General features: G+C 63.2%; 21 protein-coding genes. 9 read left to right on the top strand and 12 right to left on the bottom strand.

Annotated features, from left to right (window positions below; all coding sequences use genetic code 11):
• The first annotated feature begins 131 nt into the window (after positions 1–131).
• The 6 genes from HMPREF2690_RS06015 to HMPREF2690_RS05995 all read left to right on the top strand — a co-directional run bounded on the left by HMPREF2690_RS06015 (position 132) and on the right by HMPREF2690_RS05995 (position 7,788).
• Positions 132–1,466: a glutamine synthetase family protein gene (locus tag HMPREF2690_RS06015; RefSeq protein WP_070820384.1), complete on the top strand. Its 1,335-nt coding sequence runs from the start codon at positions 132–134 to the stop codon at positions 1,464–1,466.
• A complete protein-coding gene (locus HMPREF2690_RS06010; protein ID WP_070820383.1) occupies positions 1,466–4,474 on the top strand; it encodes a bifunctional [glutamine synthetase] adenylyltransferase/[glutamine synthetase]-adenylyl-L-tyrosine phosphorylase in 3,009 nt (1,002 codons plus the stop codon). Before HMPREF2690_RS06015 ends, HMPREF2690_RS06010 begins: the two co-directional genes overlap by 1 nt.
• Before the next feature lie 35 nt (positions 4,475–4,509).
• Positions 4,510–4,776 (top strand): hypothetical protein, encoded by a 267-nt coding sequence (locus HMPREF2690_RS06005; protein WP_070422144.1) that lies wholly within the window; start codon positions 4,510–4,512, stop codon positions 4,774–4,776.
• 323 nt (positions 4,777–5,099) lie between these two features.
• Positions 5,100–6,539 (top strand): threonine synthase, encoded by a 1,440-nt coding sequence (gene thrC / locus HMPREF2690_RS06000; protein WP_070614611.1) that lies wholly within the window; start codon positions 5,100–5,102, stop codon positions 6,537–6,539.
• A gap of 16 nt (positions 6,540–6,555) precedes the next feature.
• Positions 6,556–6,714, top strand: a complete 159-nt coding sequence (locus HMPREF2690_RS12160; protein ID WP_168161888.1) for a hypothetical protein — start codon at positions 6,556–6,558, stop codon at positions 6,712–6,714.
• Between the two features lie 9 nt (positions 6,715–6,723).
• Positions 6,724–7,788 carry a S1 family peptidase gene (locus tag HMPREF2690_RS05995; protein ID WP_245167870.1) on the top strand — a complete coding sequence of 355 codons (1,065 nt, stop codon included), beginning with the start codon at positions 6,724–6,726 and terminating at the stop codon, positions 7,786–7,788.
• A 26-nt stretch (positions 7,789–7,814) separates the two neighbouring features.
• Here the strand turns inward: HMPREF2690_RS05995 and HMPREF2690_RS05990 are convergent, their stop codons facing one another.
• Positions 7,815–8,579: a hypothetical protein gene (locus tag HMPREF2690_RS05990; RefSeq protein WP_070450827.1), complete on the bottom strand. Its 765-nt coding sequence runs from the start codon at positions 8,577–8,579 to the stop codon at positions 7,815–7,817.
• A gap of 27 nt (positions 8,580–8,606) precedes the next feature.
• Here HMPREF2690_RS05990 and HMPREF2690_RS05985 point away from each other — a divergent pair, with 27 nt between their 5' ends.
• Together HMPREF2690_RS05985 and HMPREF2690_RS05980 are read left to right on the top strand one after the other, a co-directional pair.
• Complete coding sequence (locus tag HMPREF2690_RS05985; protein ID WP_070614609.1) at positions 8,607–9,131, top strand: NUDIX hydrolase; 525 nt, start codon at positions 8,607–8,609, stop codon at positions 9,129–9,131.
• Positions 9,128–9,691, top strand: a complete 564-nt coding sequence (locus HMPREF2690_RS05980) for a glycoside hydrolase family 25 protein (protein ID WP_070771551.1) — start codon at positions 9,128–9,130, stop codon at positions 9,689–9,691. The genes HMPREF2690_RS05985 and HMPREF2690_RS05980 overlap by 4 nt, the downstream gene beginning before the upstream one ends.
• Here HMPREF2690_RS05980 and HMPREF2690_RS05975 read toward each other — a convergent pair.
• The 3 genes from HMPREF2690_RS05975 to glnA all read right to left on the bottom strand — a co-directional run bounded on the left by HMPREF2690_RS05975 (position 9,688) and on the right by glnA (position 13,098).
• Positions 9,688–10,674, bottom strand: a complete 987-nt coding sequence (locus tag HMPREF2690_RS05975) for a TDT family transporter (protein ID WP_083292012.1) — start codon at positions 10,672–10,674, stop codon at positions 9,688–9,690. The genes HMPREF2690_RS05980 and HMPREF2690_RS05975 overlap by 4 nt on opposite strands.
• Positions 10,675–10,888: 214 nt before the next feature.
• Positions 10,889–11,419 (bottom strand): VIT1/CCC1 transporter family protein, encoded by a 531-nt coding sequence (locus HMPREF2690_RS05970; RefSeq protein WP_208856598.1) that lies wholly within the window; start codon positions 11,417–11,419, stop codon positions 10,889–10,891.
• Between the two features lie 212 nt (positions 11,420–11,631).
• Entirely contained in the window at positions 11,632–13,098 is a 1,467-nt protein-coding gene (glnA, locus tag HMPREF2690_RS05965; protein ID WP_371326013.1) for a type I glutamate--ammonia ligase, read from the bottom strand.
• A gap of 45 nt (positions 13,099–13,143) precedes the next feature.
• On the opposite strand from glnA, the gene HMPREF2690_RS05960 reads away from it, so the two are divergent.
• Positions 13,144–13,623 carry an RDD family protein gene (locus HMPREF2690_RS05960; protein WP_070422150.1) on the top strand — a complete coding sequence of 160 codons (480 nt, stop codon included), beginning with the start codon at positions 13,144–13,146 and terminating at the stop codon, positions 13,621–13,623.
• Between the two features lie 28 nt (positions 13,624–13,651).
• Here HMPREF2690_RS05960 and HMPREF2690_RS05955 read toward each other — a convergent pair whose 3' ends face one another.
• The 8 genes from HMPREF2690_RS05955 to sucB all read right to left on the bottom strand — a co-directional run.
• Complete coding sequence (locus HMPREF2690_RS05955; RefSeq protein ID WP_070422151.1) at positions 13,652–14,443, bottom strand: DUF4191 domain-containing protein; 792 nt, start codon at positions 14,441–14,443, stop codon at positions 13,652–13,654.
• Positions 14,444–14,486: 43 nt separating this feature from the next.
• A complete protein-coding gene (gene lipA / locus HMPREF2690_RS05950) occupies positions 14,487–15,530 on the bottom strand; it encodes a lipoyl synthase (protein WP_070820381.1) in 1,044 nt (347 codons plus the stop codon).
• A gap of 5 nt (positions 15,531–15,535) precedes the next feature.
• Positions 15,536–16,321 (bottom strand): lipoyl(octanoyl) transferase LipB, encoded by a 786-nt coding sequence (gene lipB / locus HMPREF2690_RS05945; RefSeq protein WP_070450839.1) that lies wholly within the window; start codon positions 16,319–16,321, stop codon positions 15,536–15,538.
• Positions 16,322–16,354: 33 nt separating this feature from the next.
• Positions 16,355–16,741, bottom strand: coding sequence for a glycine cleavage system protein GcvH (gcvH, locus tag HMPREF2690_RS05940; RefSeq protein WP_070422154.1), 387 nt, complete (start codon positions 16,739–16,741; stop codon positions 16,355–16,357).
• A 2-nt stretch (positions 16,742–16,743) separates the two neighbouring features.
• On the bottom strand, positions 16,744–17,829 hold the full coding sequence (gene gcvT, locus HMPREF2690_RS05935) for a glycine cleavage system aminomethyltransferase GcvT (protein WP_070820380.1): 1,086 nt from the start codon (positions 17,827–17,829) through the stop codon (positions 16,744–16,746).
• A gap of 17 nt (positions 17,830–17,846) precedes the next feature.
• Positions 17,847–20,690 (bottom strand): aminomethyl-transferring glycine dehydrogenase, encoded by a 2,844-nt coding sequence (gene gcvP / locus HMPREF2690_RS05930; protein WP_070820379.1) that lies wholly within the window; start codon positions 20,688–20,690, stop codon positions 17,847–17,849.
• Between the two features lie 99 nt (positions 20,691–20,789).
• A complete protein-coding gene (locus HMPREF2690_RS05925; RefSeq protein ID WP_070820378.1) occupies positions 20,790–22,490 on the bottom strand; it encodes a dihydroxyacetone kinase family protein in 1,701 nt (566 codons plus the stop codon).
• A 72-nt stretch (positions 22,491–22,562) separates the two neighbouring features.
• The coding region (gene sucB / locus HMPREF2690_RS05920) for a 2-oxoglutarate dehydrogenase, E2 component, dihydrolipoamide succinyltransferase (RefSeq protein ID WP_070820377.1) at positions 22,563–24,571 on the bottom strand (2,009 nt) is incomplete at its 5' end.

Raw genomic sequence — 24,571 nt, 5'->3', positions numbered from 1 at the left:
TCTCCTCACCGACGCGGGTTCGACATGTGATCGACGCAGTTTCAGCGCATGTAATGCCTCCGAGTCTAGCGCGCACGCCGATTTGCGCTTGGCCCGTTTTCGAATCGCGGCGCCCGCTACAGTTATGTGCCATGAGCGCCCAAACCGACAACGTGCTGCGACTCGTCGAGCAGCAAGACATTGCATTTATCCGCCTGTGGTTCACCGACATTTTCGGCTCGCTGAAAACGGTGATGATGTCGCCTGCGGAACTCGAGAGCGCCTTCGAAGAGGGCGTGGGTTTCGACGGATCCTCGATCGAGGGCTTCTCTCGCGTCTCCGAGTCGGACACACTGCTGCGCCCGGACCCGTCGACGTACCAGCCGTTGCCGTTCGATGAGGACTCTGGTCTGCAGACCGCGCGCATGTTTTGCGACATCACCATGCCCGACGGCGGCCCGCTGTTCGCGGATCCGCGCCAGGTACTACGCCGCCAGATCAACAACGCCCGCGACATGGGCTTTGAGTTTTTGGCCAGCCCCGAGATTGAGTTCTACGTGGTCAAACCCGGCGAGGGCGACCAGCCACCAACACCAGCGGACAAAGGCGGCTACTTCGACCAAGCCAAACGCAACGAGGCGCCGCGCCTGCGACGCATGGCGGTGTCCGCACTCGAGTACATGGGCATTGTCACCGAGTTCTCCCACCACGAGGGTTCGCCGGGGCAGCAGGAGATCGACCTGCGCCACACCGACGCGCTGACCATGGCTGACAACATCCTGACCTTCCGCTATCTGGTCAAGACCGTCGCGGAGATTAACGGCGTGCACGCCACGTTCATGCCCAAGCCGTTCGCGGACCTTGAAGGCTCGGCGATGCACACGCACTTCTCCCTGTTCGAAGGCGACACCAACGCGTTCCACGATCCAGACGACGAAATCAGCCTCTCCAAAACCGGCCGCCAGTTCATCGCCGGCATTATCGAGCACGCCAGCGAAATCTCCGCGGTGACTAACCAGTGGGTGAATTCGTACAAGCGCCTCCAGTTCGGCTCCGAAGCGCCGACCGCGGCGACCTGGGGCATTTCGAACCGTTCCGCGATGGTGCGTGTGCCCACCTACCGCCTGCACAAGGCGGAGTCGCGCCGGGCGGAGGTGCGCTCGCTGGATTCTGCCTGCAACCCCTACCTTGCCTACGCGGCGATCCTGGCGGCCGGCCTGAAGGGGATCGAGGAGGGCTACGAGCTCGACGAGCCAGCACGCGACGACGTCTTCGCGCTGACCCGACGTGAGCGCCGCGCCATGGGGTACCGGGACCTGCCGACCTCGCTTGATCAGGCGCTACGCCACCTGGAGCGCTCCGAGTTCATGGCGGAAGTGCTTGGCGAGCAGGTCTTCGAATTCTTCCTGCGTGCGAAGTGGCAGGAGTGGCACGAGTACACCTCGAAGATCACCCCGTGGGAGATCGAAACCGGGATTGATTTGTAGTGAAGCCCGCGAAACTTGGCCTGACCAGCCCGCGCGCCGCCGAGGACTTAGCCGAGCTCGGTTTTGATGCCGAGGAGCTTGGCTACACGTTGGCGGGTGCCGCGGATCCGGATCTGGCGCTCAACAACGCTTACCGCCTGCATGAGGCACTGGATTCGTGGGACGAGCTGCTTGCCGAACTGCGCGCGAACTCGATTTTCCGCACGCGCTTCTTCGCGCTGCTCGGTGGCTCGACAGCGCTGTCGGATCACCTCATTGCCAATCCTGAGCAGTGGCGTTTGCTTTGCGACGACCTCCCGTCCCGCCCCGACATGTTCCGCACCATGCTCGGCGCGGTTGGCGTGGATGCGGACGGGCCGGGCCTGTATAGGGCTGAGGTGGGTGAGGTTGGCGTCGCAAAGCAAAAGCTCCGTACAGCCCACCGCAACCTCGTGATGCGCGTTGCAGCCGCAGACCTGGCCGGCACTTTCGCCGCGGTGAAGGGCTTCGGCGAGGGCGAACCAATGACGTACGCCTACACCACGGACCGGCTCACGGACCTGGCGGATGCGGCGCTGACGGCTGCGCTTGCGGTCGCGGTGCGGGAAGTCTACGGCGATGAGGATGTCGACGCGGACTTGGCTGTCATCGCCATGGGCAAGTGCGGCGCGTGGGAGCTGAACTACATCTCGGATGTGGACGTCGTATTCGTCGCCGAGCCTGTGACCACCAAGATCACGCGCGTGGCCAGCGAGATGATGCGCATCGGCTCCGCCTGCTTCTTTGACGTGGACGCGAACCTGCGACCCGAAGGCGCAGCCGGAGCCCTGGTGCGCACGCTTGATTCGCACGTGGCGTACTACAAAAAGTGGGCGCAGACCTGGGAGTTCCAGGCACTGCTCAAGGCCCGTCCGATGACCGGGTCAATGGATCTGGGCCAGGCGTATTCGGACGCGTTGTCGCCGCTGGTGTGGGAGGCGTCCCAGCGCGACTCCTTCGTCGAAGACGTCCAAGCCATGCGCCGCCGCGTGCTGGAAAACGTGCCCGCAGACGTGCGCGACCGTGAACTCAAGCTCGGCCCCGGTGGGCTTCGCGACGTCGAGTTCGCCGTCCAACTCCTCCAACTCGTGCACGGGCGTATCGACGACACCCTGCGCGCCCGCAACACCCTCGAAGCCCTCGCCGACCTGGCCAAAGGCGGATACGTGGGCCGCGAGGACGCCAAAGTGCTCACCGATGCCTACGAGTTTTTACGCCTGCTCGAGCACCGTCTCCAACTGCAGCGGTTCAAGCGCACCCACCAACTGCCAGATGCCGATGATGAGAAGCGCAACCGGTGGCTCGCCCGCGCCGCAGGCTTTTCTGCCGGCCCGCGCGGGTCCGCCCCTGAGGCGATGAACCGGCATCTCAAGGCCATCCGCCACGAGGTGGCCACGCTGCACGAGCGTCTCTTCTACCGCCCGCTGCTGGACGCCGTGGTGGACCTCACCGTCGGTGAAGCAACACTTTCCGCCGCCGGTGTGAAGGACCAGTTGGCAGCCCTGGGCTACCGCCACCCGGCGCGCGCGTTCGACCACCTGACCGCGCTGATCAAGGGCACCTCCCGCAAGGCGAAACTCCAGACCATCCTCTTGCCATCGCTTATGCACTGGCTGGCCGACACCGCCGACCCCGACCAGGGCCTGCTCAACTACCGCAAGCTGTCCGAGGCCGCTGTCGATCGCAGTTGGTTTTTGCGCATGCTTCGCGACGAAGGCGTGGCCTCCCAACGCCTCATGCACATCCTCGGCACCTCCCCGTACACCTCCGACCTGATCATTTCCGCACCTGACGTGGTGAAACTGCTCGGGGATGGCTCCGCCGGCCCGCGCCTGCTCGAGGTGGCTCCCGATCAGGTGCATAAGGCGATCATTGCCTCCGCGAAGCGCCACCAAGCCGACCCGGAGAAAGCGGTGTCGGTGGCGCGTTCCCTGCGCCGGGCCGAGTTGGCCCGTATCGCTGCGGCTGATCTGCTCGGTCTGATGGAGGTGCGCCAGGTCTGTCTGGAACTGACGTATGTGTGGGACGCGGTCCTTGAGGCCGCGCTGCAGGCAGAGGTGTATTCGACCACTGCCGCCGCTGGTCTCGACGAGGCCCCCGCACGAATCGCAGTGATCGGGATGGGCCGGCTTGGCGGCGCCGAGTTGGGCTACGGCTCTGACGCCGACGTCATGGTGGTCACCGAACCAGCAGACGGCGTCGACGAAACAGAAGCCATCGCTTGGGCCACGAAGGTGCTCGACCAGATCCGTACCCGCCTGTCCAAACCATCCGGCGACCCGCCGCTGGAGGTGGACCTGGGTCTGCGCCCCGAGGGTCGCTCCGGACCGGTGACGCGCACCATTGCCTCCTACGTGCGTTACTACCGCGAGTGGGGCGAAGTCTGGGAGCGCCAAGCACTCCTTCGCGCCAACGTCGTCGCCGGCGACCGCGAGGTAGGGGAGCGCTTCCTTTCGGCCATCGCCGAGTTCCGCTACCCCGAGGCCGGCGCAACGCCCGCCGATATTCGCGAGATCCGCCGCATCAAAGCCCGCGTGGATAACGAGCGCCTGCCCCGTGGCGCCGACCGGGCCACCCACACCAAACTTGGCCGCGGCGCACTTGCCGATGTGGAGTGGACCGTCCAACTGATCACCATGGCGCACGCGCATCGTCATCACGAACTGCGCACCCCGTCCACACTTGACGCACTGGACTTCCTCGTGGAGCTCGACGACCCCGAGGTGCTTTCCGCCGACAAGGCGCGAACCCTGCGCACCGCGTGGCTCACCGCGACCCGCGCCCGCAACGCTATTGTGCTCGTCTCCGGCAAGCGTGAGGACCAGCTCCCCGCACCGGGCCCGCAACTGGCCCAGGTCGCTGGCTCTGCCGGATACGACCCCGACGACCAGCAAGAGTTTCTCGAGGACTACCTGCGCATCACCCGGCGCGCCCACCGCGTGGTTGAGGAAGTGTTCTGGGGCGAAAAGCAGTCCCTGGAATTCGACTAGGCGCGGCGGTTGCGGAATCAATAAGCTCTGTGGGCATGGCAGTGAACATGACTATCGACCTTGACAACGCAACCTTCGCCGACCTCGTCGCACTCGTCGACGCCGCCCGCGTCGCCGGCATCGACCCGTCCGCAAAGCTCGAACTCGACGACACGACGCTTAACGTCACCGTCGAGCCGAGCCCGCGCCGGGCATCCACACCGGAGCAGCCGAAGGAGCGCTCGGTGGCACCGCTTGGCGACGCCGCAATCCGCTCCGTCGTGGACATCCTCACCGGCCGCCAGGAGCCCCCGCGCCACTAGCACCCCGGCACCGCCGCAGCACCCCGCCGGTGCGCGCTCACGCGCCACCGCCCCCGGCGCCCCGGCACCGCTAACGCGCCACCGCCCCTCCAACGTTCATATGCAGGGCTCGATATGCGTAAGTCCTGGTCACGGCTTTGGAGATACCTTTCGGGCCGTTTTCCCAATTTTGCGCTGACCTGCAGTTACGCATATCGAGCCCTGCATATGAACGAATCGAGGCCCCACGACCGCACCAAAGTGCGGCTTTCCGGGCCTGCCGACGCTGAACGTAAATGCCCATTCCGACCAAGGGCATACACCGATCACGTAGACTGCCCGGCGTGGACTTCATTTCGACGCGCGACGCAACTGCCCAGGCCCGTTCCTTCACTGACATCCTGCTCACCGGCTTAAGCCCGGACGGCGGGCTGTTTATGCCGGCGGTGTACCCGACACTTTCGCCGGCGCTTCTCGACGAGTGGCGCACCCTTTTGGCCAACGACGGCTACGCCGCACTTGCCGCAGAGGTGTTGAAGCTGTTCGTCGATGACATCCCGGCGGAGGACCTCGAGGCGATTGCCAAGCGTGCGTACCGCACCCCGGTGTTCGCGGACGAGGAGATCGTGCCGGTTACGCGTCTGAACGACGGCCTGCACATCGCGCACCTCTCCGAAGGTCCGACCGCTGCGTTTAAGGACATGGCGATGCAGCTGCTCGGCGAGCTCTTCGAGTACGAACTCGGGCGCCGCGGCGAAGAGATCAATATTCTGGGCGCGACCTCTGGCGATACCGGCTCGTCGGCCGAGTACGCCATGCGTGGCCGCGACAACATCCGCGTGTTCATGCTCACCCCGGCCGGGCGTATGACCCCGTTCCAGCAGGCCCAGATGTTCGGCCTGGACGACCCGAACATTTTCAACATCGCGCTCGACGGCGTTTTCGATGATTGCCAGGACGTGGTCAAGGAAGTCAGCGCGGACGCGGAGTTTAAGTCGAAGTACTCGATCGGCGCGGTCAACTCCATTAACTTCGCGCGTTTGCTTGCGCAGGTGGTGTACTACATCGCCACATACCTTAAGACGACGAAGACGAACGAGGAGCAGGTTTCGATCTGCGTGCCTACCGGTAACTTTGGCAACGTGTGCGCAGGCCACATTGCCAAGCAGATGGGGCTGCCGCTTGATCGCCTGATCGTGGCGACGAACGAGAACAACGTCCTGCACGAGTTCTTCACCACCGGTGATTACCGCCCGCGTTCCGCAGCCGACACGTACGCCACCTCGTCGCCGTCGATGGATATTTCCAAGGCGTCGAACTTTGAGCGCATGATCTTCGACGCGCTGGACCGCGACGCGGACACCACCCGCGAGCTCTTCGGCACCAAGGTCAAAGAGGGCGGCTTCGCGCTGGACACCGATACGCTTGAGCGCATCACCGACAAGTACGGTTTCGGCTCGGGCACCTCGACGCATGCGGACCGCATTGCCACGATCAAGCGCATCAAGGACGAGTACGGCGTGGTTATCGACCCGCACACCGCCGACGGCGTGTTCGTGGCGCAGCAGCTGGCAGACAGCGTAGAAACTCCCATTGTTGTGCTGGAGACTGCGCTGCCGGTGAAATTCGCGGATACCATTGTGGAGGCAATTGGCGAGCTTCCGGAGGTGCCGGAGCGCTTCGCCGCGATTATGGATGCCGAGCGCCACGTTGTGGATCTGCCGAATGACGCCGAGCAGGTCAAGGCATTCATCGCCGACGCAATCGAGCGCACGGACGTCTAGGAAAGGATCCCCACCGATGGCACAAGAGCAGTTCGCAGGCCCTGAGCAGTACACGGAGTTCGATCCGGAGAAGTTCCTGCGCGACATCAAGATCCAGGCCGAGGAAGCCGCCAAGGGTGACAAGTTTTTTCTTGACGACGACACCGACGCCGAAAACTCCGACGCCGACAAGTAAGGCTCGCGCTTGACCTTCCCTGAACATCAGGCAGGCGGCGACAACCTGGCGCGGCGCTACCAGCCGGAGGATGGCCAGCAGTGGCAGTTCCCGGACATGCCCGGCGTGCCCGGCACGCCCGCGCAGCCTGCTCTGTCTGCGCCGCCCACTCAGCGGCGTACGGGTTTGCGGACCGGTGGGTGGATTACGGTGATCGTCGCAACGCTTGCTGCTGTTGCGATGGTGGTGTGGCTCGGGCTGACCACGAGCCAATTCCCAACTCCCACGGTGGAGGAGCGCCACGCGCTTGAGCGTGTGCAAACGCCGGATGAGGCCCCGCCTGCACCGGTGGAGGAGAGCAACGTGCTCGTGCCTGCGTTCGCGCCGTGGGCGCCGGGTACGCGCATTCAGTCCACGGACCATTACCCGGAGCCGGGTGAACACTTCACCGCTCAGTCGTGCACTGCAGCGTTCTCGTTTACTGGCGCTGACGGCCGAGCCTATGCCGTGACTGCGGGCCACTGCGGGCGTGCGGGTGACCTTGTGTGGCCGACGAATGCGGAGACAGCCTTCGACTACGCGCACGAGGTGGGCAAGTTCATCTATTCCGGCATGTACGGCGACGCGAATGAGGAAACGAAAGGTATCGATGTCGGCATCATCGAGATCACCGATACCGAGCGGTTCATGGATGTCGTTGGTGCTCCGATCGCGACCGGTATCGCCAAGGACCTGCACGATCTCGACCGCGTGTGCAAAACCGGCGCGACCACCGGCTATACCTGCGGCAAGTTTGAGGCGACCCAGCGTGTGCAGATCGTGAATCTTGACGACGACGCCGAGGCCCAAACCCACGGCGACATCGCCTCCGTCTGCGCCGCTTCGGGCGACTCGGGCGGGCCAGTGTTCACCGAGATCAACGGTCGCGCCACGGTCATCGGAGTGGTCTCAGGAACCGAGGCTGGCCGTGCGGGGGAGGAGTGCTTCGAAGGCATGGAGGATCCGCTGCTGATGAGCTACTCCAACATCAACCAGGTGATGGCCGTGATCAACCACGTCGTGCCTGACGCGGATCTCGTGCCCCAGCGCTGGTAATCATAGCTGGTAATGCGCGCTGGTAGTTAGCGCTCGAGGCCCCACTTCTCGTTGAACGCCTCACCGGCGGGGAACGTCTTGGTGGACCTGCCGTCCTTCTTGTCGTTGTCCACCACGATGACCTCGTCGTCGTAGTAGCCGAAGAACGCGATGCGGTCGATCTCGTCGGGGCGGTCGAGTTGCTTCCACTGCCGCTCGAGTTGCTTCGCGTCGTAGCCGGTTGCTTCCGCGTCGGTCCAGATCAGTCTGATTTCGTGGAAGTTGTTCTGGGCGGGGTAGACGGCGAAGGACGCGGAGTCAGCGCCTTGGGCTACGGCGAAATCGAAGGTGTTTTGGATGGTGGTGGCGGGTATCGTCGCAAAGCAAAAGCCCCAGAAGTTCACCCGCATGCCGTCTGGGGTGGTCAGCTCGAGCGTGTCTAGGCAGTTCTGCTCGAGCAGGCGTGAGACGTGGCCGGCGAACTCGGTGGAATCGCTCATGACGTACTCGGCGAGATCGCCACGCGCCATCACACCAGTGTTGGTTTTGCCCACCTGCAGGTTCTGGATCAGGTGGGGGCGCACACTCGCCGCCACATTGGCAGGATCGGCCGGGGCCGGGTTAAAGGGGCGCACCGGTTGTGGCAGGGACGCCTCGGTGCGTTCCGCGTCTGCGGTGTAGCGCAGCCCGAACACGGCCCCCACCACCGCGGCGACGACGAGTGCGCCGTAGACCGTGACAAACACCGGCGTGGGCACGCGCTGCAGGAAGGTGCGCGTGGGCTGTTCGGGTTCGGTCACGGAAGTGCTCATATCGGAAGGGATTGTACACTCGTACCCATGCCTATCCCGGAGTTCATTGTGGAGACCCGTAAAAAGATCGGCACCGACCTGATGTGGGTGCCAAGCGTGTGCGCGGTGGTGTTGCGCGACTCGGCCGACACCTCCGACTGGGCGGTGCCGGACGTGCTGCTCGTGCGCCGCGCCGACAATGGGAACTGGACCCCGGTGACCGGCATCGCGGACCCGAGCGAGGAGCCTCACATGGCCGCGGTGCGCGAGGTGCTCGAGGAGACTGGTGTGGAGGTCGAGCCGGCGGCAATCCTCGGCGTCGGCGTGGTTGGCCCGGTCACGCACGACAACGGGGATAAGGCGACGTACATGTCGGTGCAGATTCGTTGCGAGGCTACAGACCCCACCGCCGTGCCCATCGTCGGTGACGACGAGTCGGTCGAGGTCGGCTGGTTCCCGATTTCCAACATGCCGGTGACCGACCCGAAGTGGCGCCTGACCATCGCTGATGCCGCAGCGCAGCGCCGCCACCCAGGCAGCTTCACCCCGCGCATGGGGCTGAAGAAGCGGTGAGATTCGGCGTCGACGTCTCCGAATACCAACGAGGCTTCGACTTCACCGGCTTCGACTTCGCCATCATCCGCACCACGGACGGCACCTACCGCGACCCGTGTTTTGAGCAATTGCTTCTCGACGCCACCACCGCCGGCTGCGCCACCTCCACCTACCACTTTCTCCGCGCCCCCTCAGAGGGCACGACGGTGCAGCGGCAGGTGGAGGTGGCGTGTGAGGTGCTCGTCGATACGCAATTGCCCATGTGGCTCGACGTGGAGTCACCCGCGGGGCTTACGCTTGACGACGTCCACACCGCTGTAGAGTGCTTCACCCAAGCTGGCGTGGAAGTGGCCGGGTTTTACACCAACGCCTGGTACTGGCGCCGGCACATGGGGATGGCCAGCCCTGCACAGTTTGGGGAACTGTGGCTCGCGCACTGGGGCGACAACACCGTGACGGACCCGGCGCAGTTGGGGAAGTGGCCGCGCCCGCTCGGGTTCCCGGAACCCGCGGTGTGGCAGTTCACCTCCCGCGGGCGCGTTGGCGGGATCGAGGTCGACCTCAACGTGGCGCGCTAGGCCGCCATCTGGCGCGCAGCCTTCGAGGTCTGGGGCGTCTGCGTCGACTGCGAGTTGTTGTCCCGGCGACCTTCGATAACCCAACTGATAAACCTGCTCGAGCACACCGTCCAGTGAGCGAGCAGCAGGAACGGAATTGCCAAGGCAACGGCGTCCAGCCAGTGCGACCCGTTGACCAGCGCCACCTGGTGGCCACCCATGCTCACCGTGCCCGGCGGGAACGTGCACGACCACCAGGCGGGGGAGTACTGCGTCCAGCGTGCGACGTTGGGGTAGAAGGTGACCATGGCGTAGATGGCCAGCGGGATGGACAGCATAAGCGCCACGTAGCCGTAGTGGACCGAGAAGTAGCCGGGGTAGAGGATCTGTAACGCGGTAGTGGATTGGCCGATCACGCCGAGCGGCACCCATGCGGTCGCAGAGTTCGGGCCCGACAGATCAACCTCACCGTGCCAGGCAGCCCAGTAGACGCGCATGAACACCGGCACTGCGGTCAGCAGCGACATGAAGAAAAACACTGTGCCCATGACGTGGTAGATCTGCCCGTAGTCGCGGGCCAGCCAGCCGGCCACAGACGCGGAGATCATCGGGCCGACAAGCGGCAGCCCCCACGTAAACCGTGGTTTTCCTTCGAATCGCGTGAGTTGGATCGCCCAGGTCAAGGTGGTGACGGGCGCGCCGATCCAAAAGCCGACCAGGCGGTACACCGGCACATCCGTCAACCCAGACAGTGCGGCGCCGAGCGCGAGGATTCCGATGAAGAACATCGACCATTCCGCCATTGAGGTGCGTTTGAAGCTCGGCTGGCGGTATGTGACAAAGCCAACCACTAATACAACGAGGATTGCGGAGGCGATCGCTGCGAAGATGCTCGCGCCAAGCATCATGTTCTTTTCGACGAGCAGTCGCGACACGATCGACGTACCCATGAGGCTGCCGCCCCATGCGGGGCCGGCCGGAGGAAGTTGGCGGAGCTTGTTCATCACCCCATGTATGGTAATCCCTTTTGTTGTACCTGGCCATTCGGCAGTTCGGGATACTCATCCTCTGGCACGCGCAGGATGTCGGCGACACTACCGATGTTATGTGAAGTTATGTGGTTTGTGTGGAGTTGTGTACTTTGTGTGGAGTTGTGTGGTTTGGGTGTTTTCCCACGTCAAACGGATACGATCCAAATCGCTACCGCCACTCTGGACACTAAAGTGCAGCGGCGCCGAAGAGCGAACCCACCGCAAAAGTCATCGCTAGGCCGAGTGTTCCACCGACGACGATGCGCAGAACCGGGCGGAGCACCGGGGAATCGCCAAGCTTTGCCGACAGTGCGCCGGTGAGTGCAAGCGCAACGAGCGTCACAGCGAAGATCGACACAATGCGGACGGACTCCGGCGCCAGTATCGCGGTCACAAATGGCAGCACCGCACCCAAGATGAACGACAGGAACGACGCGATACCGGCTGACCATGGATTGACCTGCTGGTGCTCCGCAAAGCCCATGGAGCGCTCCGAGTCGCGTTGCGACGACACCGAGACGTATTCGCCAAGCGCCATCGACACAGCACCACCAACGACGGCGGCCAAACCGGACATGGCAATCGTCGTCTGGTTCGCGGTCGCGCCCGCTACACCCACGACGACAGCCGCCGTGGAGACAATGCCGTCGTTCGCGCCAAGGACGGCCGCGCGGAGGCGGTTGAGCCGCTCGCTGGTGCCAGGCTCAACGTGCTGCATCGGGTGCAGGTCGTACACCACCGGGCAGTCGGCGGAGCAGTCATTGGGGCGTGCCATCAGATCAGTCATAGCGCCCACTATGAACCCATTGTTTTGCCTGCGCAAGCATGTATAGCCTGACCTTCCGCAGGTCAGGCTATACAAAGTTATCTAAGGCTTAGCGGAGAACGAGGCTATTTCAGCCACCATCGAGCCGCTGTTTTGCCTCTGATTTAGCAGTCGAAGTACATCTCGAATTCCTGCGGCGTTGGGCGGAGGCGCACCGGGGTGATCTCGTTGTCGTACTTCAGCTTGATGTAGGTCTCGATCAAGTCTTCGGTGAACACGTCGCCCTCGGTGAGGAAGTCATGGTCAGCCTCAAGCGCCTGCAGGGCAGCCTCAAGCGAGGTCGGTGCCTGCGGGATGTCCTTGGCCTCTTCTGGTGGCAGTTCGTAGAGGTCCTTGTCCACCGGGGCGTGCGGCTCGATGCGGTTCTTGATGCCGTCGATACCTGCCATGAGCATGGCTGCGAAGCCGAGGTAGGGGTTGCCCGACGGGTCCGGTGCGCGGAACTCGATGCGCTTCGCCTTCGGGTTCGCACCCGTGATCGGGATGCGGATGGCAGCGGAACGGTTGCGCTGGGAGTACACCAGGTTGATCGGGGCCTCGAAGCCCGGCACCAGGCGGTGGTAGGAGTTCAGCGTCGGGTTGGTGAAGGCGAGTACGGCACCTGCGTGCTCGAGCAGGCCGCCGATGTACCAGCGGGCGATGTCGGACAGGCCACCGTAGCCGGACTCGTCGTAAAACAGCGGCTCGCCGTCCTTCCACAGCGACTGGTGGGCGTGCATACCCGAGCCGTTGTCACCAGCGAGCGGCTTCGGCATGAACGTGACGGTCTTACCGAACTGGGTGGCAGTGTTCTTCACGATGTACTTGAAGTCCTGCAGATCATCCGCCGCATGCAGCAGGGTGTTGAAGCGGTAGTTGATCTCCTGCTGGCCGCCGTTGCCCACCTCGCGGTGGAAACGCTCGATCTCAAAACCGGATTCAGCCAGGTTGCGCACCATCGCGTCGCGCACCTCGACGGTCTTGTCGTGCGGCGGGACGGGGAAGTAGCCACCCTTCACACGGTTCTTGTAGCCCAGGTTCGGGCCGCCATCGACGTCAGCCTCGGCACCACGGTTCCACCAGCCTTCTTCCGCGTCGATCTCGTAGAACGCAGTATGGGCGTCCACCTCGTAGCGGATGGAGTCGAACAGGTAGAACTCGGCCTCGGCGCCGATCGAGCAGGTGTCTGCGATGCCGGTGGAGCGCAGGTACTCCTCGGCCTTCTTGGCTACGTTGCGCGGGTCGCGCGAGAACGGTTCGTGGGTGAACGGGTCGTTGACAAAAAACTTCACGTTTAGCGTCTTCGAGCCACGGAACTGGTCGAGCTTCGCGGTGGCCAGGTCCGGCATGAGCGTCATGTCGGACTCTTCGATCGTGGTGAAGCCGCGGATGGAGGAGCCGTCGAAAGCGAGGCCCTCTTCCATCACGTCTTCGTCGAACATGGAGGCCGGGATGGAGAAGTGGTGTTCGATGCCGGGCACGTCGGTGAAGCGCACGTCAACGAATTCCACCCCCTCGTCGACAATGAACTTTTTAACGTCTTCGATGTTGTCGAAGGACACGGGCGGTACTCCTCGTCGGTCGGCTGTCATAAGCGGTTACAAGTGTAGACCTGTACACCGCTAGGCTCATAGAGTATGGCTGCTAATCGACGACCTGACTGGCGCAACGGCCCAGAAATCCCTAATCAATTCAACGGCGAGGACCATCTGCCGTCCTATCCGGGGGAGTTCCTCGGCATGCCGGAGAAAGGTGCCGGCTCGCAAGCATCGGTGGCGCGACGCATGGGCGGGGTGCTCATCGACTGGACAATCTGCGCGATCGCTGCATCCCTGATCACCCAGAACACCTCAGCGTTGGGGGACAAGTACACGCTGACCTACCTGCTGTGGATCGTGCTGGGAATCCTGGGAGGCTGGTTGTTTGCCCGCACACCCGGTATGGCTGCACTCGGCATGGGGGTGGCGCGTGTAGACGAAGAAGCGCCGGTGGGACTGTGGCGCGCAGCGTTGCGCACCGTCCTCACCGGCTTCGTGTTGCCCGCAGCGCTTGTCGACGCCGACGGGCGCGGCATGCATGACCGCGCCACCACCACAACAGTGATCCGTTCCAGGTAGCGAGCGGATCACAGGGGGGATTCGGGGGTTACTTTCCGCCCTTGCGCTCTTGCATACGGCGCATCTTGCGGTTCATACCCGCCATGTTCTGTGCCTGCTTTGGCAGTGGACCACCCGGCAGGCCCGGCATCTGGCCGTTGCGTGCGCGTGAATCCATTGCGTCCAACTTCGCTGCGAGGTTGTATACCTCGTTCTTCTGGTAGTTCTTCGGCAGCTTCAGCAGGTGCTTCTGCAGATCGCGAGTGCGCACCTGGTCTTCGCCTTCACCGACATACACCTCGTAGATCGGTACACCAGCCAGCAGACGGTCGACGCGCTTGTGCTCCTTGGACATCAGGGCCTTCAAACGGTTCGGGTTACCCTCGCCGACCAGGACCACACCCGGGTTGCCCACCACGCGGTGGACGGTGTCCATGGAAGTATTCGCCTGCACGCCGGTCTTAGTCAGCCACACGATGCCCATCGTGTTGCGCATGTTCTCCAGTGTCCAGCCGGCAGCGCCTGGGGTGTCGCCGACCTCTTCGTACATGGAGCGCTCCAGGCGACGGGAGAAGACAAACATTGCCAGCACGGCACCCAGAACGAGGCCGAAGACGAGCCAGAGCCACTTCATGCCCCACCACAGGCCGAGGAGGAAGAATAGCAACCCGACGCCGAGCACACAGGCCAGCATGATCGGGATAAGCGCCTTGTCGCGCTTACGCTGAATATTAAACGCCTGGACGATTTGCCCGCGCGTTGCCTTGCTCTTCGCGCGCTTCGCCGCGCGCTGTTCCTGTTTCGCAGCCTTTGCGGCTGCCTTGTCCTGCGTCTTAGCCATGGCCAATACTGTATGCCACAGCTAAGACGCGGGCCAAAGACCCCTAGCGGGTCTCTACAGGGTGGTCCTCAGACGCGCCGTACTTCTTCAGCAGCGACGAGGCTTCCTGCGCGGTCTCACCCTGAGACGTTTCCGCGAGGTGCTTCAGGTTCTCCGGCAGTTCGAGCCCACGGTGCTTCATTGCTTCCACGTAGAGCTTGCCTGCACGGTAGGAGGAGCGGACCAGCGGGCCGGACATGACAGCGCCGAAGCCCATCTCGTAAGCAGCGTCGCGGTACTCGATGAACTCTTCCGGCTTCACCCAACGATCGATCGGGTGGTAGGTCGGGCCTGGGCGCAGGTACTGCGTAATGGTGATGATGTCGCAGCCGGCATCAACGAGGTCCTGCAGCGCCTCAAGGATCTCTTCACGGGTCTCGCCCATGCCGAGGATGAGGTTGGACTTGGTGATCAAACCGAAGTCACGTGCCTGGCGGATAACGTCCAGGGACCGCTCGTAACGGAACGCCGGACGGATGCGTTTGAAGATGCGCGGGACAGTCTCCAGGTTGTGGGCGAAGACCTCCGGGCGTGCCTCGAACACTTCCTGGAGCAGGTCCGGCTTGCCGGAGAAGTCCGGGGTGAGGTTTTCCACGCCCGTGTTTGGGTTGAGTTCGTGGATCTTGCGAACGACCTCTGCGTAGAGCCATGCGCCCTCGTCGTCGAGGTCGTCACGGGTCACGCCGGTGATGGTGGAGTAGTTCAGGTTGAGGCTCTTAACCTCTTCTGCCACGCGACGCGGTTCGTCGCGGTCCAACGGATCCGGTTTGCCGGAGGCGATGTCACAGAAATCGCAACGGCGCGAGCAACGCGATCCGCCGATGAGGAACGTTGCCTCACGCGATTCCCAGCACTCGTGAATATTGGGGCAGCCGGCTTCCTGGCACACGGTGTGCAGCCCCGCTCCCTTGACCTTTTGCTTCATGTCCTCGTATTCGGGACCGGTCTTTACAGAGTTGCGGATCCAGCGTGGTTTCTTCTCAATTGGTGTCTGCGAGTTGCGCGCCTCAACGCGCAGCAGCTTGCGTCCTTCTGGTGCTACAGTCACGCCCCCTACCGTACATGTTTTGTCAAACCCTTCGACGGGTCCGGCCGAGTGGCAAACGTATGGTCCGCTACCACCAGTTCACCAGCCAAAGCTCGCTTGAGTTCGTGCACGACAGGGCCAGCCATATCGGCAGGCGTGATGTCGCGTCCGAGTTCGAGCGACATGGTGGTCACGTCGGCGTCGTCGATACCGCAGGCGACGATGTGTTCGTAGTGTTCGAGCGTGTTATCGCAGTTCAGACTCAGCCCATGCATGGTCACCCCGCGGGTGATGCGGATGCCAAGTGCTGCGATCTTGCGCTCACGTGTCGAGGCCTCAGGGGAGGCCGCCTTGGTTTCAGCGGGTACCCAGACGCCCGAGCGGCCGTCGATACGCCCTGCGGTGGTCACCCCGGCTGCCCGCACGGTCTGAATGAGGGCTTCTTCGAGGCGGCGCACATAATCGACGACGTCTACCGGCTCGGCCAACTTAATAATCGGGTACACCACGAGTTGGCCTTCGCCGTGCCAGGTGATGCGACCGCCACGGTCCACCGTCACAACCGGGACGGGGTAGGAAGCATCCGGCATATCCTCCGGCTGGGTGCGCTTGCCGGCAGTGAATGTGGAGGGGTGCTCCAACACCAGGATGGTGTCGCCCACCTCATCCTTGGCGCGCTGCGCGGCAATCTCGGCCTGAAGATCCCAGGCCTGCTGATAATCCACGAGCCCCAGATCGCGCACGTCAATGGGCGAGTCTGAGGCTCGGATGGACTTCTCGGCGGGGAAAAACGGGTCACGTGGCGCAGTCATGCGCCCAACCCTAGTCCCCGGCAGAGATGTGTACTACACGCCGTTAGCGGCGCCGTACTCGTCGGCGGTCATGAGCGGGCCGACCTCTTCGACCTCAACCTCGTAGAGCCAGCCTTCGCCGTACGGGTCGTTGTTGATGGCCTCATACGCGCCGTCGATGTCCTCGTTGACAGCGGTGACCGTGCCGGTGACCGGGGAGTACAGATCAGAGACCGACTTGGTGGACTCGATCTCACCGCAGGTTTCGCCTGCGGTGACGGTGTCGCCGACCTGCGGCAGTTCCGCGAACACAACCTCACCGAGGCGGTCAGCAGCGACGTGGGTGATGCCCACGCGTACGGTCTGGCCAACGGCGGTGTCCGGGGTGGCGTTGATCCACTCGTGGTCCTCGGAGTAGTAGAAATCCTGCTTCAGAGCCATAGTTATGCGTCCTCTCGGGTGTAAAACGGGGTTGCTGCAATAGTAAACGGGTAGCGGCGTCCGCGGATATCAACTTCCACTTCGGTGCCCACTTCCGTGTGTGCCGGATCCACATGTGCGAGTGCGACCGGGTAGCCCAGCGTCGGCGAAGGCTGGCCAGAGGTGACCACGCCGATCTTGTCCTCAGTACCCGCCAGGTACACCTCGGCGCCCTGACGTGCGGCACGGCGCTGCTCAGACGTCAGACCAGCGATAACGACGCTTGGTTCACGACCAGTGAGCGCCTGCTTACCGACGAAGTCCGCCTCCTTCTTTGCAAACGCACGGCCCATCCCGGCCTCCACCGGGGTGATGTCGGTGGTCAATTCGTTGCCGTAGAGTGGCATGGATGCCTCGAGACGCAGCGAGTCACGTGCAGCCAAACCACACGGGGTACCGGAGCCGATGACGGCGTCCCACACGGCAACGGTGTCCTCGGCCGCGCAGAACAGTTCGAAGCCGTCCTCACCGGTGTAACCGGTGCGAGCGACAAACACGTCGATTGTCGCTTGGTTCGAGCGAAGCGAGAACCAAGCGCCGGAGTAGTACTCAAGCGCGCCAGCATCGCCGTCCAGGAGTGGGGTGAGCACCTCGAGGGAGCGCGGACCCTGGACGGCAACCAGGCCGGTGGCTTCGGAGTCGTTGCGCAGCTCGACGTCGAAGTCCCCCTTGCGTGCCTCGAACGCCGCCCATACGGCTGCGGTGTTGCCAGCATTGGGCACAACCATGAAGTGGTCGTCGTCGAAGCGGTAGGTGATCAAGTCGTCGAGGATGCCGCCGTTTTCATCGACAATCATCGAATACTTCGCCTTGCCCACCTTCAGGATGGACATGTTGGAGATCAACGCGTAGTCCAAAAACGCTGCAGCGTCGGGGCCCTTGACGTCAATTTCGCCCATGTGGGACAGGTCGAAAATGCCAACGTCGTTGCGCACCGCGCGGTGCTCTTCCAACTCGGAGGCGTACTTCAGCGGCATGGTCCAGCCACCGAAGTCGGTGAAGGAGGCGTTGAGCGCCTCGTGCTTAGCAAACAGGGGAGTCTGTGGCATGGGTGTTCTCCTTACTCCTAGTTGTCGGTGTCGTCGGTGATATCGAAGGCCTCCGGCGGCGGGCATGCGCATTGGAGGTTGCGGTCGCCGAATGCTTCGTCAACACGACGCACTGGCGGGAAGTACTTCTGGTGGACGAGACGATCCACCGGGTAGGCGGCCTGCTCACGGGTGAACTCGTACGGCCACTCGTCACGGGCCACGCTGTGCGCGGTGTACGGCGCGTTGTGGACCACGGACTTTTCGTACTCGATCTTGCCGTCAATGATCTCCTGGATCTCCGCACGGATGGAGCGCATTGCCTCGATGAAGCGGTCGATCTCAGCCAGGTCCTCGGACTCGGTCGGCTCCACCATGAGCGTGCCCGCAACCGGGAATGCCAGGGTGGGGGCGTGGAAGCCGTAGTCCACCAGACGCTTGGCCACATCGGCGGCGGTCACACCGGACTGATCAGTGAGTTCGCGCAGATCCAGGATGCACTCGTGGCCGACAAGACCGTTGTTGCCGGTGTAGAGGACCGGGAAGGAGTCGTTGAGTTCCTTCGCAATGTAGTTCGCGTTCAGCACCGCGTGCGCCGTGGCACTGCGCAGTCCTTCCGCACCGGACATGGCGATGTACGACCAGGAAATCGGCAGCACACCAGCCGAGCCAAACAGGGTGGAGGCCACCGGCACGCCAGCCGAGCCGTCGATCTCCGCAGCGGCCTGCTCTAGCGGCACGTTCGGGTTGGACGGCAAGAACGGGATGAGGTGCTCGGCCACACCGATCGGGCCAACACCCGGACCACCGCCACCGTGCGGGATGGTGAACGTCTTGTGCAGGTTCAGGTGAGACACGTCGCCGCCGAAGTCACCCGGGCGGGCGATGCCGGTCAGGGCGTTCATGTTCGCGCCGTCGATGTAGACCTGGCCGCCAGCCGCATGCACCTTGTCACAGACCACGCGCACGTCTTCCTCGTACACGCCGTGCGTGGAGGGGTAGGTGAGCATGATCGCTGCGACGTGGCCTTCGTGCTTGGCCAGCTTCTCGTCCAAGTCGTTGATGTCGATGGAACCATCGGCAGCAGTCTTGACGACGACCACCCGCAGGTTCGCCAGCGTCGCCGACGCGGCATTCGTACCGTGCGCCGACGCCGGAATCAGGCAGATGTCGCGCTCGGTGTCGCCGTTGGCCACGTGGTAGCGACGGATTGCCAACAAGCCCGCCAACTCGCCGTTCGCACCGGAGTTCGGCTGGACGGACACCTCGGCGTAGCCGGTGATTTCGACCAGCCAGGAGCGGATTTCGTCGATAAGTTCGCGCCATCCCTCGGTGTACTCGTCCGGGGTGAAGGGGTGCACGTTGGCAAAATCAGGCCAGGTAATCGCCTCAAGGCCCGCGGTCGGGTTGAGCTTCATCGTGCAGGAACCCAGCGGGATCATCGTGCGGTCCAGCGCCAGGTCCTTGTCGCCGAGTTCGCGGATGTAGCGCATCATCTGGGTCTCAGAGTGGATGCGGTTAAACGTCTCGTGGGTGAGGAACTCGGTCTTGCGCACAAGTGCCGCAGGGATACGAGACTCGCCGGTCGCAGCATCCGCGCCGAAGCCGGCCAGCAGCGCCGAAACATCCGCATCCGTGGTGTCCTCGCCGAAGGACACGCCGACAGTCTTGTCGTCGATCGCGCGAACGAGGTAGCCTGCCTGCGCAAACTTATCGACGACACCACGCGCCCCCTCAACTTCCACCGCAACAGTGTCGAAGAACTCGGCGTGCTTGACCTTCACGCCAGCCTTCTCAAGAGCGGCAGCAAAATCCGTCGCGCGCTGGTGGATCGTGCCGGCGATCTCCGTCAGCCCGTCCGGGCCGTGGTAGACCGCGTACATCGACGCGGTGACCGCAAGCAGTGCCTGAGCGGTACAGATGTTGGACGTCGCACGCTCACGACGAATGTGCTGCTCACGCGTCTGCAACGCCAGGCGGTATGCGGGGTAGCCCTCCGCATCCTTGGACACGCCAACGAGGCGGCCTGGCATCTGACGCTGCAACTTCTCACGCACAGCCATGTAGGCGGCGTGCGGGCCACCGTAGAACAGCGGCACACCAAGACGCTGCGTGGTGCCGATTGCGATATCCGCACCGAACTCACCAGGGGACTCCAACAGCGTCAGCGCAAGGATGTCCGCGTCAACCGCAACCAGGCCGCCACGCTCGTGGATCGCCTCGATCACCGGACGCGGATCCGCAACGTCGCCCTCGGTACCCGGGTAGGCAAACACCGCGCCCACCAGGTCCTCGCCGACAACACCCTCGGTGAGGTCAACAACCTCAACCTCAAGATCAATCGCACGGGCGCGCTCTGCAGCCACGTTGATCACCTGCGGATGCAAACGAGCATCCAACAGCACACGGCGACCCTTCTTCACCACACGAGCCATCAGGCCAACTGCTTCCGCGGCGGCCGAGGCTTCGTCGAGAAGCGAAGCGTTCGCAATATCCAAACCAGTCAGATCCTGCACCATGGTCTGGAAATTCAGCAGCGCCTCCAGGCGGCCCTGAGAGATTTCCGGCTGATACGGGGTATACGCGGTATACCAGCCAGCATCCTCCACCACACCACGACGAATCACCGGTGGCGTGAGAGTCGAGTTAAAGCCCTGGCCATAGAACGCGCGCAAGACCTTGTTCTTGCCAGCCAACTCACGCAGTCGAGCCTGAGCCTCGTATTCCGTAAGCGCATCCGGCAGATCAAGCGGCTGCTCAGCCAGGATCCCGCCTGGCACCGCTGCAGCAATCAGCGCATCGATACTTTCGTAACCCAGCGCGTCCAGCAATTGCTGCTGTTCATCCTGGTTTGGGCCAATATGACGGGAAATGTAATCCAACTGAAGGCTCCTTATCTCGGGGCGTACGAGCACGCCCAAGCATAGCGGGCAAACACGTCCGTGACACCCACCAATAAGACAAAGCGGTCTACCAGGGTTTTAGAACTCCCTCACGTCCGCTGCACCAAACAACCACGTCACCGCAATCGCGCCGGGATCCGGCACGTCCTTTGCGCTTTCTCCCAGGTAGGAGGCCCGGCCCTTCTTCGCCTGCATACCGCGGGTGGACTTTGCGCCCTCGACGGCAGCTGCAAATACGTGCTCAAGAACGTCCTCCACAGTGGCAGCGCCATCGAGCGATTCGGTGGCCTTTGCGGCGGGCACGAGCGCGTCGATAAGCGTGTTGTCGCCCTCCTTCGCGCCACCGAGCTCAGTAATGGCAGTCACGCCGCTCTGCAGCCCCTCAGCCAGTGCTGTTCCGAATGCCTGGCCGTCCGCGTCCCGCGAATCCACATTGGCGCGCTCAAACACGTCAGCCATCTCGCGGAAGAACGTGCCAAGCACCGCACCGGAGGTACCACCCGCGCGAACCAACATCCGGTGGGCAAAGAAGTTCAGCACCTCAGGGTCGTTGCCCCGAATCGGGGTAGCCACGTCACCGAAGGCCGCCTCCATGTTCTGGCCAAAGTCGCCATCGCCGGCCTCGCGGTCTAGCGCCGTCAGGTCGTCGTAGGCAGCTGCGAGGCGATCCACAAAGGCCGAAAGCCACACGTTTGCCTCGCCACTGTCTGGCTGCTGTTCGTCGTCCGTCATCGTGGCGTCGGAATACTGCGGGTCACGGACCAAATCAGGCCAGGCTGGTGCCTGGGTTTCCGCGTCGAGCAGGCTGATGAGCTCGTCGTCAAGCGCCGTGACTGTAAGCGAAATACCAGCCATGTTCAACGACGTCACTAGCGAGCCACGCATTCCGCGACGCACCGTCACGCCACGATCCGACAGCTGTTTGAGCGCCTCGCCGAAGACCAGATCGAGCTCCAGCTCGCTTGTGCCACCCAGGCCGTTGACAAAGAGCATGGCATCACCCACCGCAACACCACTGTCCTTGAGCGAAGCCAGCACCGCATCGAGTAACTCCTCAACCAGCGCCTGCGCCGACGGCTTCGAATCTGCCTGATCACGACGCTCCACACCCGGCTCACCGTGAATACCAACACCGACCTCAATCTGGCCCTCCTCCAGATCAAACGTTGCACGGTCGCTGGTCGGGGAGTGGCCAGGCTGCAGCGCCACCGCCATGCTTCGCGACTGATCCGCCGCCCGCTGCGCAACCTTCGCAACTGCGTCGAGGTCGTCGCCACGAGCCGCTGCAGCGCCCGCAATCTTCTCGACGATCACCGTCGCCCCCGTACCCCGCCTCCCCGGCGAGTCATCGTTATCGATCTCAGTGGCCACATCGTCAGCCACCAACACCTGCTTCACCTCCGCATCGGCGTGGTTGCCCGCCACGGTGAAGTTCATGACGTCGCCCGTGTAGTTCTTCACCACATGCACAACACCACGGCCACGATCTGCCCACTCCGTTGCCGCGCCAATCTGCACCGCGTTCGGGGACGTAAACAGCAGCCCCGGGCAAGCCGCGTCCAGCATCCCCTCGCCGACGAACCCGGCGTGCATCGGCTCGTGGCCCGACCCGCCGCCGGAGATGACGGCGACGCGGGCGGGGGAGTCGTCGTCACGCAAAAGCCCCACGAACCCCTCGTTGTGCCACTCCGCAAAAGGATGCGCGGCCACAAGGCCGCCGAGTGCCTCGCGCATGAAATGTTCAGTGTTGTTGCGGAAAGATTTAAACGTGCCAGTCATAGGCGCCAGTGTAAACAAAAAACAAAGCCCGGCACTGACGCAAATCAGTGCCGGGCTTTCGCCTGCTAGAGGTTAGATATCGAGGTCAGCCTCGAAGTCACCCTCCTCGATGCGGTCCTTGATGGTCGTGACGAAACGACCAGCGTCCGCACCGTCGATCAGCTGGTGATCGTAGGTGAACGGCAGGTAGCACATCTGACGGATCGCGATGGAGTCAATGCCATCCTCGGTCACGATGACCGGGCGCTTCTCAATCGCAGCCGTACCCAGAATGCCAGCCTGCGGCGGGGTCAGCACCGGAGTATCCAGCAGCGCACCCTCGGAACCAATGTTGGTCACCGTGAAGGTTGCGCCAGACAGGTCGTCCGGACGCAGCTTCTTGTTGCGTGCGCGCTCGGCCAGGTCGGTGATCGCCTTCGCAATCTCCGCAAGGTTCTTCTTCTGCGCCTGCTTGATCACCGGCACCAACAGACCCATCGGGGTATCAACAGCGATACCGATGTTGACGTCCTCGTGGTAGGTGATCTCCTTCGCATCCGCGTCGTAGGAAGCGTTCACGTTCGGGTGGGACACAAGCGCCTCTGCCGTGGCCTTGATGAAGAAGGCCAGGTACGTGATGTTTGCGCCATGCTTCTCGACGAACGCCGGCTTCACCTTCTTGCGCAGCTCCGCCACACGGGTGACGTCGACTTCCTGCACGTGGGTGAGCTGAGCAGTGGTCTGCAGCGACTCGACCATCTTCGCAGCGGTGATCTCGCGGATGCGGTTCACACGCTGGGTGGTGCCGATGAGCTCCGCCTTCGCCGGATCCACAGACTTGGTGGACCAGTTCGCACGCTCGCCCTTCGGCTGCTGCGTCTGCTCCTTCGTCGCAGACGCAGCGGTGGTGCCCTCAGCCTTGCCGCCCTCGGCAGCAGCCAGAACATCCTGCTTACGGATGCGGCCACCAACACCGGTGCCCTCAACCGTGTTCAGATCAACGCCGTGCTTCTCAGCCAGCTTGCGCACCAGCGGGGTGACGTACGGGACGTTGTCGCCGTTGTTCACCTTCGCGGAAGCGTTCTTGGAGTCGGTGGAAGCAGCCTTCGGAGCCTCCTGCTTCGGCTCTTCCTTCGGCTCCGGCTTCTTCTCTTCAGCCTTCTCTTCAGCCTTCTCCTCGGCCTTTTCTTCAGCCTCTTCGACCTCGTCCTCGGCCTCGTCGGCGGAGTCGTCGGAAGCAGCAGCGGCGTCAGCGTCGCCGATGATCACGATCACGTCGCCCACCTCAACGGTGTCGTCCTCTTCAGCGAGGATCTCGATGATGGTGCCAGCAACCGGGGACGGGATCTCGGTGTCGACCTTGTCAGTGGAGACCTCGAGCAGCGGCTCGTCGACCTCGACCGTGTCACCGACTTCCTTCAGCCAGGTGGTGATGGTGCCTTCGGTGACGGACTCGCCGAGCTCCGGCATCTCAACCTTGGTGCCCTCACCAGAGGACTGCTTCGGAGCAGCCTTCTTCTCTTCCTTCGGCTCCTCTTCCTTAGCCGGTGCTTCTTCTTCGGCCTCAGCCTCTGCCTCAGCCTCGTCGGCGTCGCCGGAGGAAGCAGCAGCGTTAGCGTCACCGATGCGGGCGATGACATCGCCGACCTCAACGGTGTCGTCTTCCTGCGCCAGGACCTCGATCAGGGTGCCAGCAACCGGGGACGGGATTTCGGTGTCGACCTTGTCAGTGGAGACCTCGAGCAGCGGCTCGTCGACCTCAACCTCGTCGCCGACTTCCTTCAGCCACGTAGTGATGGTGCCCTCAGTGACGGACTCACCGAGCTCCGGCATCTCAACATCGGTAGCGGAACCGGAAGCCTGCTTCGGAGCAGCCTTCTTCTCTTCCTTCGGCTCCTCAGCCGGCTCTTTGTCCTTCGCCTCTTCCTTGGCGTCGGCGGAGTCGTCGGACTTGTCGTCGCCGGCCGGGGTTTCGCCCTCGTCGCCAATAATCGCGATGACGTCGCCGATCTCGACGGTGTCGTCCTCCTCAGCCTTGATCTCCAGGATCACACCAGCGACAGGGGAGGGGATCTCGGTGTCGACCTTGTCAGTGGAGACCT

It is taken from the genome of Corynebacterium sp. HMSC034E11 (assembly GCF_001835905.1).
GTDB classification, from domain to species: domain Bacteria; phylum Actinomycetota; class Actinomycetes; order Mycobacteriales; family Mycobacteriaceae; genus Corynebacterium; species Corynebacterium coyleae.
Note: the sequence above shows the minus strand (reverse complement) of the source record. Positions and strands in the feature narration are given on the sequence as shown.

Coding starts and splice junctions, on each gene's coding strand:
- HMPREF2690_RS06015 (WP_070820384.1), top strand. CDS start 132: ATGAGCGCCCAAACCGACAACGTGCTGCGACTCGTCGAGCAGCAAGAC.
- HMPREF2690_RS06005 (WP_070422144.1), top strand. CDS start 4,510: ATGGCAGTGAACATGACTATCGACCTTGACAACGCAACCTTCGCCGAC.
- HMPREF2690_RS12160 (WP_168161888.1), top strand. CDS start 6,556: ATGGCACAAGAGCAGTTCGCAGGCCCTGAGCAGTACACGGAGTTCGAT.
- HMPREF2690_RS05990 (WP_070450827.1), bottom strand. CDS start 8,579: ATGAGCACTTCCGTGACCGAACCCGAACAGCCCACGCGCACCTTCCTG.
- HMPREF2690_RS05985 (WP_070614609.1), top strand. CDS start 8,607: ATGCCTATCCCGGAGTTCATTGTGGAGACCCGTAAAAAGATCGGCACC.
- HMPREF2690_RS05975 (WP_083292012.1), bottom strand. CDS start 10,674: ATGAACAAGCTCCGCCAACTTCCTCCGGCCGGCCCCGCATGGGGCGGC.
- HMPREF2690_RS05970 (WP_208856598.1), bottom strand. CDS start 11,419: ATGCAGCACGTTGAGCCTGGCACCAGCGAGCGGCTCAACCGCCTCCGC.
- glnA (WP_371326013.1), bottom strand. CDS start 13,098: ATGACAGCCGACCGACGAGGAGTACCGCCCGTGTCCTTCGACAACATC.
- HMPREF2690_RS05960 (WP_070422150.1), top strand. CDS start 13,144: ATGGCTGCTAATCGACGACCTGACTGGCGCAACGGCCCAGAAATCCCT.
- HMPREF2690_RS05955 (WP_070422151.1), bottom strand. CDS start 14,443: ATGGCTAAGACGCAGGACAAGGCAGCCGCAAAGGCTGCGAAACAGGAA.
- lipB (WP_070450839.1), bottom strand. CDS start 16,321: ATGACTGCGCCACGTGACCCGTTTTTCCCCGCCGAGAAGTCCATCCGA.
- gcvH (WP_070422154.1), bottom strand. CDS start 16,741: ATGGCTCTGAAGCAGGATTTCTACTACTCCGAGGACCACGAGTGGATC.
- gcvT (WP_070820380.1), bottom strand. CDS start 17,829: ATGCCACAGACTCCCCTGTTTGCTAAGCACGAGGCGCTCAACGCCTCC.
- HMPREF2690_RS05925 (WP_070820378.1), bottom strand. CDS start 22,490: ATGACTGGCACGTTTAAATCTTTCCGCAACAACACTGAACATTTCATG.